Source organism: Flavimarina sp. Hel_I_48, assembly GCF_000733945.1.
GTDB lineage: Bacteria > Bacteroidota > Bacteroidia > Flavobacteriales > Flavobacteriaceae > Leeuwenhoekiella.
The window spans coordinates 1,997,094-2,010,561 of record NZ_JPOL01000002.1; the positions used below are offsets into that span (position 1 = coordinate 1,997,094).

Annotated in this window: 11 protein-coding genes; 4 read left to right on the top strand and 7 right to left on the bottom strand. The window is 42.6% G+C overall.

Annotation, left to right across the window (positions count from 1 at the left end):
• Positions 1-99: 99 nt before the first annotated feature.
• From P162_RS08825 to P162_RS08835, 4 genes are all read right to left on the bottom strand, one after another.
• Positions 100-864 carry an SDR family NAD(P)-dependent oxidoreductase gene (locus P162_RS08825; RefSeq protein ID WP_031426952.1) on the bottom strand — a complete coding sequence of 255 codons (765 nt, stop codon included), beginning with the start codon at positions 862-864 and terminating at the stop codon, positions 100-102.
• A gap of 111 nt (positions 865-975) precedes the next feature.
• Complete coding sequence (locus P162_RS08830; RefSeq protein WP_316931597.1) at positions 976-1,746, bottom strand: helix-turn-helix transcriptional regulator; 771 nt, start codon at positions 1,744-1,746, stop codon at positions 976-978.
• The gene (locus P162_RS17995) at positions 1,713-1,913 is read right to left on the bottom strand and encodes a hypothetical protein (protein ID WP_316931598.1); all 201 of its coding nucleotides are present in this window, start codon (positions 1,911-1,913) and stop codon (positions 1,713-1,715) included. The genes P162_RS08830 and P162_RS17995 overlap by 34 nt, the downstream gene beginning before the upstream one ends.
• 40 nt (positions 1,914-1,953) lie before the next feature.
• Positions 1,954-3,099, bottom strand: coding sequence for a lycopene cyclase family protein (locus P162_RS08835; protein WP_031426954.1), 1,146 nt, complete (start codon positions 3,097-3,099; stop codon positions 1,954-1,956).
• 144 nt (positions 3,100-3,243) lie between these two features.
• On the opposite strand from P162_RS08835, the gene P162_RS08840 reads away from it, so the two are divergent.
• Positions 3,244-4,020, top strand: coding sequence for a transporter (locus tag P162_RS08840; RefSeq protein ID WP_031426956.1), 777 nt, complete (start codon positions 3,244-3,246; stop codon positions 4,018-4,020).
• A 28-nt stretch (positions 4,021-4,048) separates the two neighbouring features.
• Here P162_RS08840 and P162_RS08845 read toward each other — a convergent pair whose 3' ends face one another.
• The 3 genes from P162_RS08845 to P162_RS08855 form a co-directional block, all read right to left on the bottom strand.
• A complete protein-coding gene (locus P162_RS08845) occupies positions 4,049-6,499 on the bottom strand; it encodes a glutaminase family protein (protein WP_031426958.1) in 2,451 nt (816 codons plus the stop codon).
• 204 nt (positions 6,500-6,703) lie between these two features.
• On the bottom strand, positions 6,704-7,174 hold the full coding sequence (locus P162_RS08850) for a thioredoxin family protein (RefSeq protein WP_031426960.1): 471 nt from the start codon (positions 7,172-7,174) through the stop codon (positions 6,704-6,706).
• A 9-nt stretch (positions 7,175-7,183) separates the two neighbouring features.
• Positions 7,184-9,547: a TonB-dependent receptor gene (locus P162_RS08855; RefSeq protein WP_031426962.1), complete on the bottom strand. Its 2,364-nt coding sequence runs from the start codon at positions 9,545-9,547 to the stop codon at positions 7,184-7,186.
• A gap of 88 nt (positions 9,548-9,635) precedes the next feature.
• Here P162_RS08855 and P162_RS08860 point away from each other — a divergent pair, with 88 nt between their 5' ends.
• The 3 genes from P162_RS08860 to P162_RS08870 are packed head-to-tail and all read left to right on the top strand — an operon-like array spanning position 9,636 to position 13,061.
• Complete coding sequence (locus tag P162_RS08860; RefSeq protein WP_031426964.1) at positions 9,636-10,286, top strand: metal-dependent transcriptional regulator; 651 nt, start codon at positions 9,636-9,638, stop codon at positions 10,284-10,286.
• 57 nt (positions 10,287-10,343) lie between these two features.
• Complete coding sequence (locus P162_RS08865) at positions 10,344-12,227, top strand: Nramp family divalent metal transporter (protein WP_031426965.1); 1,884 nt, start codon at positions 10,344-10,346, stop codon at positions 12,225-12,227.
• 12 nt (positions 12,228-12,239) lie between these two features.
• Complete coding sequence (locus tag P162_RS08870; RefSeq protein ID WP_031426966.1) at positions 12,240-13,061, top strand: ZIP family metal transporter; 822 nt, start codon at positions 12,240-12,242, stop codon at positions 13,059-13,061.
• Positions 13,062-13,468 lie beyond the last annotated feature (407 nt).

Below are 13,468 nucleotides of genomic sequence, written 5' to 3' on the forward strand. Positions count from 1 at the left end.
TTAAATAGCGAATTTTTAGGCACGATAATTTTAGGTTTAGTAACTTTATTATAAATAAAAACAGCGATTTAGATGGTAAACCGCTGTTTCTTTGTAAAATTAGAGATTCATTCCTCCCGAAACTTCAATGCGCTGGCCATTTACCCATCTAGCATCGTCAGAGCACAAAAAGGCCACTACGCCGCCTATGTCTTCGGGTTGACCCGCACGGCCCAGAGCTGTCAGGTTTGCAATCATAGTATTGGTTTTCTCATCGTCTCTTACGTGACCGTTTCCAAAATCGGTTTCTATCGCTCCCGGTGCTATTACATTAGCAGTAATTTTTCGGCTCCCCAGCTCTCTGGCAAGGTATCGTGTAAGCACTTCTAAAGCGCCTTTCATAGAAGCATAAGCAGAAGAACCAGGTATGCTGAAACGCGCCAAACCTGATGAAATATTCACAATGCGACCCCCATCATTCATAAGAGGAAGTAATTTTTGGGTAAGAAAAAACACACCTTTGTAGTGTATATTGAGCATCTCATCAAACTGCTCTTCCGTGGTCTCCATGAAAGGAGTATATAAAGCTGTACCTGCATTATTGATTAGAAAATCAAAATTAGGATAGCCGGTTTCCTCCTTTAAATAATTTGTAAACGTGCTTATAAAAGTATCAAAACCGCCAATTTTTGATGTGTCCAACTGTAAAGCAATAGCTTTTTGCCCCAGGTCGTTAATCTGACTCGCTACCGCATCTGCTGCCTTTTTATTGGTATGATAGGTAAATATGATATCAGTCCCGTTTCTGGCCAGGCTAAGTGCCATATCTTTACCTAAACCGCGGCTTCCGCCGGTAATTATTGCAACTTTGTTTTTAGTTTCCATTTGCTTTTTTTAAGATTAATAATAATGCAAATTTGAAGGGAATTGAGCAACAACGTGTTACAAATATCAAAGACTTTGTTGTAAAATTCAAATTTTTACTGATGGCGTAAATTAAGATCTGAATGTAACAGGAGAAAAACTGGTTTGTTTTTTAAAGAAATTAGAAAAATGTGCCACCTCTTCAAAGCCAAGGCTATAGGCTATTTCAGAAACGCTCCAATTGGTTTGTTTCAATAAGATTTTAGCTTCCTGGAGAATGCGGCGGGTAATAATTTCGGTTGTGGTGTTTCCTAAATTTTCTTTTAAAACTTTGTTGAGGTGATTTACGTGAATAGCCAGTCGCTCTGCATATTCTGTTGCAGAGCGCATGCTTAGCCGCTGGCCGGGAGATTCTATAGGGAATTGTCGCTCAAGTAATTCTATAAAAAGAGAGATAATACGTTTTGCTGCATTTTTACCCTCGTTCACCTTATGGCAGGGTTTCAATTTTTGACCATAATGTATAAGTTCTATTAAATACGTACGCAGCAAATCATATTTATACTCATAATCTGAAATAATTTCATTTTTCATTTTTTCAAAAAGAAAAGCAATTTCTTCGGCCTGATCATCATTAATTTCAAATACCGGAATGCTGCCCGGCTGAAACAAAGGTAATTTGTCAAGCTGGAGTCCGCTTTTGTTTTTCCCTAAAAAGGTATCCGTGAAAATACAAAAAGTGCCCTGCTGATTTTCATCTAGCGGAACCCAGTGATAGGGTACCTTTGGGGTGGCAAAAAGAAGCGCATTATGCTCAATTTCAATAATTTTATCGGCGTATTCTGCCCTGTTTTTTCCGCGTATCAGACTTATTTTATAATAAGCGCGGCGGTTATAGGGCATTTGGTTTTTTGTTTGCTTTCCCTTATGGTTTCCGCAATGTCAAAGAGGTTAAAATGCCCTATTTCTTTATGAATTTCTGGAGGTAATATGTCGTTAATGTCCTTACCGGTAAAAGCAGCAGCTTCTTTGTAAAATTCTTCCAGAGTGGTATTTTTGATTTCCATCATGATTTAAGTTGTAAAATTCAAAGATAAGCTATGCCCTTTTTCATTTTAGTCCTAAAACAGATTTTATAAATTCTTTTTTAGGTAGGCTCCAGATGATTTTAAAATCTTCTGCGATAGAGCTTTCCCCATCCAGAAACCTGAAAATACGGTCAGTGGGGTTGTTTTTGAACATGGCCTCAAAAATACGGCTACCCTGTTCGTTTTTGCGGTAAAGCACATCCAGAAAAATACGGTCGTACCACCGGTAGCGGTCATTAATTTTGAATTTTCTTAAGTCATTTTCCTGCTTTAAAAAAGCAACCAACTCTTCGGTGCGCTTTTGTGTGTAGGTGAAGGTGAAACCTGTACTGGCCCGCGTCCACCCGCCTGCCGTGCCTATGTTTATGACATGTTTTGAGTTCCTTTTTTCAAACGTGAAAACGGTCATAGGGATACAGCCCTGTTCTTTTTCAGTAATGGTATAATGGTCAATTTTATGCTGTTCTAGGTAGTTTTTGATACCATTTTCATAGGTTTCGTCAGGCAATAATTTTTCCGAAAAGAGCGTGTACTCTACCAGTGCTTCTGTAGGTGAAGTGGGCATTACATACATAAAACGCGTATTTCCCTCCTGCGGAATGCTAAAATCCATAAAAACGGCCGTTTCCGGATCAAAAACAGGTTTTGAGGTGGTTATAAACCAACCTATGAAATGCTGGTTCAAGATGATATCATTGTGCTGTTTCTTTAAAACCTCTGGGGGAAGAATGCTATTGAAGAGTTTTTTTGATGTGTAGGTCTGTGCTTTCGTATGTACTCTAACGCCAGCCGCAGTTTCTTCAAAAGATTCAAAGGCTTCGGTTTTAAAAGATATCCGGTTATTTTTTTTGAGTTGCTCAAAGCAGTATGTATAAAAATCCAAACCTGTTATTTTGTTATAGCTATAAGGAGAAATCGGGATTTTAGCATCAAAATCGGTGGTTTTAAAGCCTATTTTATACCATTTTTTGCTTATTATATTCTCCCAGCGACTCTTTCCCTGATGCCAGAAACACCAGGTGCGGTCGTTTTCTATTTTTTCCTTTCGGTCTAAAATGAGTATTTCCTTATCCTTAAAAAAGGGGTCCTCAGTAATTCTCAAGGCAAGCGTAAGACCTGAAAGTCCGGCACCCAGAATAATATAATCGTATGCTGTTTTTTTGATCATTATGCTTAAATAGAGGAGAACCCACTGATAATATGACACTGTCAAGTGGCTTTTTATGCATGAACGTTAAATTATGTAGTGTGACAAGATTGCCACCGTTCCTGTCATAGCTTTGCTTTACCAAACTTAATCATAAAACCTAGTATGAAAAAAATTATATTATCTGCCCTAAGCCTTTTGTGTTGCGCAACACTTTTTGCCCAGGAAGTTGAAGAACCCATTTTTACAGAACGGCCGGGCGCCAGCTTTGGTACGGGTGTGCTTCAAAAAGGTGTATTTCAGGTGGAAACCGGATCACAATATCAGGAACTTAAATACGGCAACGTAAGGGAAAAATTTTGGACCTATAACAACACTTATTTGCGTTATGGATTGCTCGATAATTTTGAAGTACGTCTTTCATGGGATGCGCAGGAAATTACAACAGAAGTATCTGGTGTGGAAATCAATGATAAAATGGCTGGTTTTACACCATTGATAGCAAGTTTTAAAGTAGGCATTGCACAAGAAAATGGAATTCTGCCACAAATGGCCGTTATAGGAAATCTCTTCCTTCCCTTCGCAGCCGGGAACGATTTTAAAAGCGATTATACAGGTGGTCAAATGCTATTGACTTTTTCAAATACCTTAGATGCGGAGTCCAGTATCACGTATAACGTGGGTGTGCAATGGGACGGCGATGCTCCACAGCCATCGTATTCCTATACTTTATCTTATGGACGTACCATCATAGGCGATCTTTCTGGATTTGCAGAGGTTTACGGCTCACTGCCCGAAGGCGATCAAGGTGAAAATTCCTGGGATGCCGGTTTTTCCTATCTTATAAATCCAGACTTTCAGTTAGATTTAAGTACGGGTACCGGTTTTGATACAGATCAGGAATACTTTGTACAGGCGGGTGTAAGTTATCGCTTCAACTGATTCTAAATTCGGTTTTTACAGCGGAGTTTTATTTCCATTCCTGCTCCAGTAGTTTGATAAAATAACCTCCCACCACGCTGCGCGCCTTAAAGCCGCGCTGTTTACCACTGGTTGTAAAGTGCCAGTCGCTCATGGGCACGCGATCAGGCGTTTCAATGGCGAATTTATAGACGGGGTGGGCCAGTTTTTTAAAGGTAACATCCTCATCTGAGAGCGTGGCCGTCCATAAGATCCAGTCAGATTTGGTATAATCCGCACGGTTATCCAGCGGGAGTCCATATTCATTCTGTTTAGTTAAATAAAAATCGATCTCCTTTTTGAAAACAGATTTCGGGAAAATATTGAGCTTTAAAAGTTTGTCCCAAACCAGATTGTATTTCTGGCTCCATGTGTTTTTGTCATCATAGGTCAGGGCATAATGATCGCCGGCGTCTGCGAGTTTTGTCCATTCTTCCCCCATACTTCTGGCCATTTGGGTATATTTTTTAGCTTCCTCATCCTTCCCGGCCATTTTTGCCATATAGCCATAACCGCCCACACCCACGATCGCTTTTACCGCCAGGTTTGCATTACGCGCCAGATGACCGGAGAAATCGTCTGTTGAGAGTTGGTTTGCAGGATCAAGCCCCGCTTCTGAAAGGTAGTTTGCCCATTTGCTAAGGCTTTCCCAGTGTTTTTTGGCATAGTCAGCATTTCCATCTACTTTAGTAATTGCCGCACTAAGCACAACCATATTTCCGGCCTCTTCCACCGGCATATCTTCACCGTAGGTTTGTCCGGTTGCAATGGGATAGGTGCCTAAATCGTGTGCCGGAAAAGGTTTTTTCCACTTTCCGCTTTCCGAATAATAGAAGATGCCGTTCATCATTCCCTTTAACAAATCAGGATTATAAACAAGATAAAGTGGCGCGGAAGGATAGGTAATATCCACCGTATTTATGGAGCCATTGCTGTTATTTTCTTTGGAAAGAAAAAGGATTTCCCCTTGTGGACTCTTGGTCAGTTTATGCGCAGCGATACTCTGGCGGTAGCCTATTTCAAGCAATTCGGCGTACTTCTCGCCACCGGCTTTCACGCCATCCTCATAAAGTTTTTTATCAAAAGCCTGGCACTTTTTAATAATTTCTGCATATCCAGAATAGGCCAGTTCCATCTCGTTTTCGATAGTGTTTTTTCCGTTCAGGTTCCACCAGGGACGAAGTTGTTCCCCAAAATAATTGATGGAATAAACATCATCATAGGCCAGCATGATCAGATGTTCTTTGGCTTCTGAAAGTTTTTCCTTCGGAAACAGGGTATTGAGCATCAAATTCTTCCCAGAATCAACCGATTTTGAGGCATTTTCACTTGAAAATATCCCAGAAACTCCCGAAGCTTCGGTAATACTTTGGGTGGTTTTTGCTTCTTTCGGCGCAGCCAAGTACATGTAGCCCCAGTCTATACGAATATCATCCCCTTTTTTCTCTAAAATGGGCTGTGACTCGGTTCCTGATTTTAGGAAAGATAGGTTCGCCGTACTGCCAGAAGTTGCGGTCATCTCCTGACTTGCGGTATTAGAAGCGATACGGGAAGAAGCTCCCAAGTACACTTGGACATCATGCGTTTTGTTATCATTAGGAGCCGTTTCTACCGAAATATAGGAAACCGGCCGTGCCATAAGATCCAGATCGTCCATAAGCAATGGCGAAGTAAAAGTGAGGGTTACATCTACACCGCCGCACGTCAAACTGTAGGTGGTTTGTGTGGCAGTAAAGTCCAGTCCTGTCTGTGTGGCGGCAGTGACCGTATTTTTCATTGGTTCTTCATTTACGATCCCCGCATCAAGATAGCGGCCGCCAGCAGTGTTTTTTACATGAATAGCCAAAATATTTCCGGTAGCTTTAAGGTTTTTGCCTACGCTCTCGGGAATGGCAAAATAATCGAACTCACTGTTCCAACCTTCTTTTTCATAAATGGGGGCGCCATTGAGAAACACCTCGACATTATCATCGTGGTGCAGTTTGAGGAAAAGCGAGTTAAAATGTGTTGAATCAAGGTCAAAACTGCGGCGGTACCAGAGGTCATCACTCTGCCACTGGGTTGCCACATCGCCATTATCACCAAAGGGAGGAGAGGCCATTTTCCATCCAGAATCATCAAAATCTACCTTTTCCCAGCCATTTTTAGGCTGTTTTTCGGTGATTTTAACGGCGTATTCCTGGTTTTCGGCAGTTGGCAAAACTTCTGTGTAGCTTTTGGTTTCATTTCCTAAAAAGCGGTATACTTTCCCATCAACCTCTATCATTCCTAGCAGGGACTGGTCTGTTCCCGTCCAGTGCGAAGTAGGTTGTGCGTTTATGGTATCGCCCAGGGACCAGATACTAAAATAGGGATCATGGGTTACCAGAGGATACGCCGGGGCCTGTCGTTGCTGGGCGTTTGCAGAAAATTGATAGACTAAACAGTATAAACAAAAAATCCAAAATAATAGTTTTTTCATCTGGTGCATTTACATTATTGAAGTTGGCTAAAACGATTAAGTTATCAATTTTACAAAATTCTGGAGATATTTAGAGCATAATTGCATCCTATAAATCTTAAAAAACAACCGAATATGTAATTGCACTTGTTTTTAACATCTTTAGGACACTAATTTCAAGCAGTGAGAATTATTTTTTACGCGTTTCGTTTAAAATTCCAATAGTCATTGAAGAAGCTCCAGCAAGCGTGAAGACGTATAATATTCAAAAACACGTTGTTGTACATTAAAACTTTTGTCGAGAAGAAGTGTTGCGGGAAGACTAAAAGCTTTTCCCTCCCGTGATGCCAGTAACAAGGGGAGTTGGTGCACGCCATGGCGTTGGGTCTTGGCTTGTTCATTAGTAAAGGTCATACCATCAAAGTAAATAGTATCCCTGCTTTCCACATTCATTTTTACCGAATAGTACGCGCTGTTGAATTTTGCAATAACCTCCTTTTTTGTGAATATCTCCCGCTTAATCTTTTTGCAGTACACGCACCAGTCTGCCTCAAAAAACAGGAACACAGGTTTTGGTTCTTTTTTTAGGGATGCTTCTAATTCAGACCAGGTTTGCCAATTGATTTTATCTTTTTGTGCTGTCACAGGAGACATTCCGTAGTAGAAAAAAATGCTGAAAAGAAGGATATTTTTCATGAATTAAGCTTAAAAATCACCAAATTTTACCCCAAAAAATGCCGTTCTTGGGCGATTGGGACCATATATGTAATCTGAATCCCGAAGTGCGCCGCTATCAAAATCATTTTGATAACTATCAAATACATTCTGAACGCCACCACTTAGTTCTACGTGCAAGGTTTCGGTCAGATCAAAATGATAGGTAAGCTTAGTTGTGAGGTCAAAAAAAGCTTCGGTATTCACAAGATCTATAAAACCTGAAGCTGGATTGATTACATGCGGTACGATCATGGGGCCGGTGTAGCTTCCGGTAACGTCAAGGCCAACCGTTTCACTGACCTGCCAATTTGAATTTAAAAAACCATATACATTGGGGGAGCGTTCAAAATCTTTCAGCAATACATCCTGTTCACCGGCAAAAATTTCGTCTGCCTCAAAAAGAAGCTGAGCTTCCTTATAAACCGACTGCTGAAACGTTGCACCAGCTCGAAAAAAAAGCTTTGAACTGGGCGATATACTTAATTCCAAATTCAATCCGGTAACCCGTGCGCCGGCGCCATTGCGTGATTCTTCAAGTATAGAACCTTTGGGCAGGGAAGCACCGGTACTTACGATCGTAAAAGGATCCTGTAAAGTCGTATGAAAGCCTTCCACAAGCAAATTGGTCTGGAGCTTATTATATTCTTTCGTAAAATTTAGGGAAGCGGTATACGCATTTGAAAATTCGCTCTTGAGGTTATCTGCAAGTATCACAAAGCGCTGTTCGCCTCCCACAGATGAAATATGCAGTTCTTCATTAAAAGCCTGCGGAGCCCGAAATCCACGAGCATAACCTCCCCGGAACTGCAAGGCATCGGTAATATTGTACAAAAGCGTCAACCGCGGACTCAAGACTGTTTGCTTCACCTGAGATTGACGTTTAATATTTTGAACCGTGTAGAAACCGTTTACATCAACATGATCCAGTCTCGCGCCCACTAACGCGGTGAATTTTTCTGTGGGTTTCCACTCGTATTGACCATAAAGTCCGTACGTGTGTACTTTTTGATCTACCACGCGGTTGTACCCCGGTATGGCGTCATCTGTATCGTTCAATTGAAATTCGACTCCCGTTGTAAGTATGTCGTCGTTTTTATAGGTGTGGGTGTATTTTGTTCCGGCTACAAAAGCAAGATCTTTAGTAGTGCCAAAGGCATTATTTGCCGCGGAAGAATCTGCCGCGGTTCGGCCTCCTCCCAGGCCACCATAATAACTCCCGCGACCTGTATGCTGCACTGATGCATAAATATTAAGATCATTGGTATGGGCATCGTTGTAAAGCGCGTAATCAATACCTGTAAAAATCGTGTTGTGGTCAAGTTCTTCGGTAATATCAGTAAACTGCGGGGCAAATTCTAAATGGTCCCCGCCACGGCGGAATTCCCGAATTGCGGTAAAATCTACGCCTATCCTGCTATTGTCATTGGGGCGGTAGAAAGCCTTTGCGCCCAGCGAATTGTTGATGAGCTTTGTGATCTCGCTAAAACCATCGCTGTTTGCATCATACGCATTTCTGTCCCTGAACATACCATATAAGGTTACCCCACTTGTTAGGTCTTCACTTACGATAGAACCGTTGATATTCACGCTACGATCTGGTATTTTGCCGTCAATAAAACCAAAATTAGAGTTCACTTCCCAGCTATCATTCACCGGTTCTTTGGTAATCACGTTAATGGTTCCCGCAATGGCATTAGAACCAAAAAGCGCCGAACCACCACTGCGCACGACTTCTACACGATCTATGATACTTACCGGAATTTGCTCCAGGCCATAAACACCGTTCAGGGCACTAAAAACCGGTTTGCTGTTGACTAAAATCTGCGTGTATTGCCCACCCAGCCCATTAAGGCGAACTTGTGTAAAACCGCAATTCTGGCAGTTTGTTTCCACCCGTACGCCAGGTTGATAATTGAGCCCATCAGCAAGGGATATGGACTGGGTGGCCCTAAAAAGTTTTGGTGCGAGCACGTTAACGATCACGGGTGCTTTTTTCTTGCTTAAGCGGTTTCGGGTCGCGCTTATTACCACTTCTTCAAGACCGAGTAAATCTTCCACAAGGTCAAACTGCAAACGCCCATCGCCCAGCTCTTTCTGGTTCAGTTCTTTTTTAAGGCTCTTAAATCCTACCGCCTGTATAAGTAGGGTAAACTTTTCCTGAGATAGAGCTAATTCAAAATTACCCTCCTGATCTGCCGCAACACCCTGATCACTACCTGAAATCTGAATGCTTGCAAAGGGAACTGCTTGCCCGCTATTGACAACCTGACCTTTTAAAATAGGTTGTTTTTGGCTAAAAACGCCTCCAAAAACGCTAAAAGTCAGTATAAATAGGAGTTTTCTAAATTTCATGCAGGACAAATTAAAAATAATATTTAGGCAAACCTAAAAAATATATTTAAATATTTTAGCGTATTTTTACGGAATAATTAAAAATAGAATGACGCTTTCCGAAGAAAATTATTTAAAATCCATTTATATCCTGCAAAAAGAGCACACTACGGGCGTGAGCACGACCGCACTGGCGCAGCATCTGGAAACAAAACCAGCTTCCACCACAGAAATGATCAAAAAGCTGCATGAGAAAAAGTTGGTACGCTACAAACCGTATCAAGGGGTGCTGCTGAATGAAAACGGAGAGAAACTGGCCTTGAGCGTCATACGCAAACACCGGCTGTGGGAAACTTTTCTTGCAGAAAAATTGAATTTTAGCTGGGACGAGATTCACGATGTCGCAGAGCAATTAGAACATATTCATTCTGAAAAACTCGTGCGTGAACTTGATAGGTTTCTGGGCTATCCCAAGCAGGATCCACACGGTGATCCCATACCTGATGCACAGGGAAAGATGCTGGCGATGGAAAAGAAGCGTATTTCCCAGTTAAAAAGTGGCGATCAGGGAAAATGTATAGGTGTGAATGACACCTCTTCTTCGTTTCTTCAATTTCTGGATAAGCAGCAGATAAAACTGGGAAGTGCCATTGAAATTTTGGGTATTGAAGAATTTGACCAGAGCATGACCGTCAAAGTGGATGGAAAAGAACTGCTCCTTTCTAAAATTGCCACAGAGAATATTTATGTTCGTTTTTAAAATATAGGTTGAAACAGCACATTTTTTTTGCAATGATCCACATAATGTCATTTTTTGATGAGTAACGACAAATCCAGAAAATCACTGGGAGAAGTCCATGGTTCGGTTAATACCTCAGGGAAAAAGACGGGATGGAAACGTATTCTTTCCTTTCTGGGTCCGGCCTATCTGGTGAGCGTGGGATATATGGATCCCGGTAACTGGGCGACTGATATTGCGGGGGGCAGTGCCTTTGGCTATTCTTTGTTGTGGGTATTACTGATGTCAAATATAATGGCGCTCCTGCTACAAAGTCTTTGTAGCCGGCTGGGGATTGTGCGGGGAGTAGACCTGGCGCAGGCTTCACGGGAGATTTACCCGCGTTTTGTAAATTTTGTGCTGTGGATCCTTGCTGAAATCGCGATTGCAGCCTGTGACCTCGCCGAGGTAATTGGTATGGCCATAGGTCTTAACCTGCTTTTTGGGCTGCCCATCATATGGGGCGTGTGCATTACCGTTCTAGATAGTTTTTTGCTCCTTTTTCTGCTGAACAAAGGCATCAGGAAAATGGAAGCGTTTATCGTTTGCCTTATTTTTATAATTGCTGTTTCGTTCTTTCTGGAACTCTTTTTCTCTAAGCCAGACGTAAGCGAACTCATGGCTGGTTTTGTTCCCTCAATGCCCAGTAATGCGGCGTTGTATATTGCCATTGGGATCATAGGCGCCACGGTCATGCCGCATAATTTGTACCTGCATTCTTCGCTTGTACAAACACGGGAAATTGAAAATAACCCGAAGGGAATAAAAAGGGCGCTTCGGCTTAATTTTTTGGATTCCGCGATAGCGCTGAACCTTGCTTTTCTTGTTAATGCAGCCATTCTGATCCTTGCCGCGTCGGTATTTTTTAAAAACGGACTTTATGAAGTGGCAGATATTACTGATGCGCATAAATTATTACAGGGATTGCTGGGCACGCAATGGGCCCCCATACTTTTTGCTGTCGCGCTGATCGCCGCTGGGCAAAGTTCTACCCTTACCGGTACGCTCGCCGGTCAGGTCGTTATGGAAGGCTACCTTAATTTAAGGATTCAGCCCTGGGTACGCCGTCTGGCAACGCGGCTTATAGCAATTGTACCCGCGCTTATTACCGTGTTTTATTACGGCGAAAAAGGCCTTGGTGAACTCCTGGTGCTCAGTCAGGTGGTTTTGAGTTTACAGTTGGGCTTTGCCATGATTCCGCTTATTCACTTCGTGAGCGATAAAAAAACCATGAAGGGCCATCACATCAAATGGCCCATGCGTATTTTATCGTGGATCATAACTGTGGTTATCGTAGGGCTAAATGCCAAATTAGTCATTGACGAGGTCAAAGAATGGATCGCTTTGAGCGAAAACACACTTTACATTTATATGCTGGTGTTACCGTTCATACTGGGAGCCGTGCTACTGCTCATCTACATCACCGTAAAACCAATTTTAATAAAAGGGGCGATAGGACAGCGCGCTATGGTACCACACGTAGAAAAAGGCAGTTTGAACGATATTGCGAGCGTAGCAGGGTACTTTAACATTGGTATTGCGGTGGATTTTTCTACTGCAGACCGAAAGACGATTGCCGCAGCACTGCAAATGGGCGGATTACAGGCAAAATATACGCTTATTCATAGCGTGGAAACACCGGGGGCATTGCTCTACGGAAAAGATATTAGAGATTTAGAAACCGAAAGCGATAAAAATGTGCTGGAATCTTATAGAAAAGAATTGGAAAAACAAGGCTACTCCATAAACGTTGCCTTAGGTTTTGGTTCTCCTAAAAAGAGTATTCCGCAGATTATAAACACGGGTTCCTTTGATCTGCTCGTACTGGGCGGTCACGGCCATACCTTATTTAAGGATATCGTTTTTGGAACAACGGTGGACACCGTTCGGCACCGCGTGAGTATACCCGTATTTATTGCTTAAAAACAGACCATTATGAATGAAGTTATCACCTTTTTTGAAGAAATTGACCCTATCTGGGCCGCATTGTATGCCACGCTTTTTACCTGGGGCGTTACCGCGCTGGGGGCGAGCCTGGTCTTCTTTTTTAAAGATATGAACCGTGCACTTTTTGATGCCATGCTTGGTTTTACCGGCGGAGTTATGGTGGCTGCAAGTTTTTGGAGTTTACTGGCCCCGGGAATAGAGATGAGTCCGGGGGAGGGTTTTGAAAAAGTGCTTCCCGCAGTGGTAGGATTTAGTATGGGCGCTGCCTTTTTGTTTGGGCTGGATAAAATCTTACCGCACCTGCACGTCAATTTTAAGATGGAAGACAAAGAAGGGATCAAAACCCCCTGGCACCGCTCTATATTACTAACCCTGGCGATCACATTGCACAATATCCCTGAGGGGCTTGCGGTAGGCGTACTTTTTGGCGGCGTGGCTGCAGGTTTTGATGGAGCAAGCATAGGCGGGGCGGTAGCACTGGCGATCGGGATAGGATTACAGAACTTTCCGGAAGGTTTTGCGGTAGCGATGCCACTGCGCAGGCAGGGCCTAAGCCGATGGAAAAGTTTCAATTATGGCCAACTTTCGGCTATTGTGGAGCCCGTGGCGGCGGTTTTAGGGGCATGGGCGGTCCTTACCTTTCAGCCTATTTTACCGTATGCGCTCTGTTTTGCGGCTGGAGCGATGATTTTTGTTGTGATAGAAGAAGTAGTGCCCGAAGCGCAACAGGGAAAGCACACCGATTTATCAACACTGGGTTTTGTGGGCGGTTTTGTGCTAATGATGACTTTAGATGTAGGATTGGGGTAATACTTGATTTTTCGGTTTATGGTTAATTATTGAGCATTTTAATCTGGTTTTGGGCGTTTCCCTGCGGGTCGGGCTTTACGCTGCAATCTTTTTGCTTGTTCCTCACAAAAAGGATTTTCACTGCAATCCCTAACGCATAAGTAAGTGGATTTTGAATGTGATTTGTAGCCTAAAACGGATAGTTTTGAGTTGTTTTTGGGCGTTTCCCTGCGGGTCGGGGGTTGCGTTGCAATCTTTTTGCTCGTGCCTCGCAAAAAGGATTTACACTGCAATCCCTAACGCATAAGTAAGTGGGTTTTACGGCGGATTTTGGAAGTGATTTATACCTTAAATAGGTTATTTTTTGAGTTTTATGGTCAATTTTTGGGGTGTTTTAGGCTGTTTTTTTGGCGTTTCCCTGCGGGTCG

What these genes read in the sequence shown, in the direction of transcription:
- P162_RS08825 (WP_031426952.1), bottom strand. Translation starts at nt 864, where the DNA reads ATGGAAACTAAAAACAAAGTTGCAATAATTACCGGCGGAAGCCGCGGT.
- P162_RS08830 (WP_316931597.1), bottom strand. Translation starts at nt 1,746, where the DNA reads ATGCCCTATAACCGCCGCGCTTATTATAAAATAAGTCTGATACGCGGA.
- P162_RS17995 (WP_316931598.1), bottom strand. Translation starts at nt 1,913, where the DNA reads ATGATGGAAATCAAAAATACCACTCTGGAAGAATTTTACAAAGAAGCT.
- P162_RS08835 (WP_031426954.1), bottom strand. Translation starts at nt 3,099, where the DNA reads ATGATCAAAAAAACAGCATACGATTATATTATTCTGGGTGCCGGACTT.
- P162_RS08840 (WP_031426956.1), top strand. Translation starts at nt 3,244, where the DNA reads ATGAAAAAAATTATATTATCTGCCCTAAGCCTTTTGTGTTGCGCAACA.
- P162_RS08845 (WP_031426958.1), bottom strand. Translation starts at nt 6,499, where the DNA reads ATGAAAAAACTATTATTTTGGATTTTTTGTTTATACTGTTTAGTCTAT.
- P162_RS08850 (WP_031426960.1), bottom strand. Translation starts at nt 7,174, where the DNA reads ATGAAAAATATCCTTCTTTTCAGCATTTTTTTCTACTACGGAATGTCT.
- P162_RS08855 (WP_031426962.1), bottom strand. Translation starts at nt 9,547, where the DNA reads ATGAAATTTAGAAAACTCCTATTTATACTGACTTTTAGCGTTTTTGGA.
- P162_RS08860 (WP_031426964.1), top strand. Translation starts at nt 9,636, where the DNA reads ATGACGCTTTCCGAAGAAAATTATTTAAAATCCATTTATATCCTGCAA.
- P162_RS08865 (WP_031426965.1), top strand. Translation starts at nt 10,344, where the DNA reads ATGAGTAACGACAAATCCAGAAAATCACTGGGAGAAGTCCATGGTTCG.
- P162_RS08870 (WP_031426966.1), top strand. Translation starts at nt 12,240, where the DNA reads ATGAATGAAGTTATCACCTTTTTTGAAGAAATTGACCCTATCTGGGCC.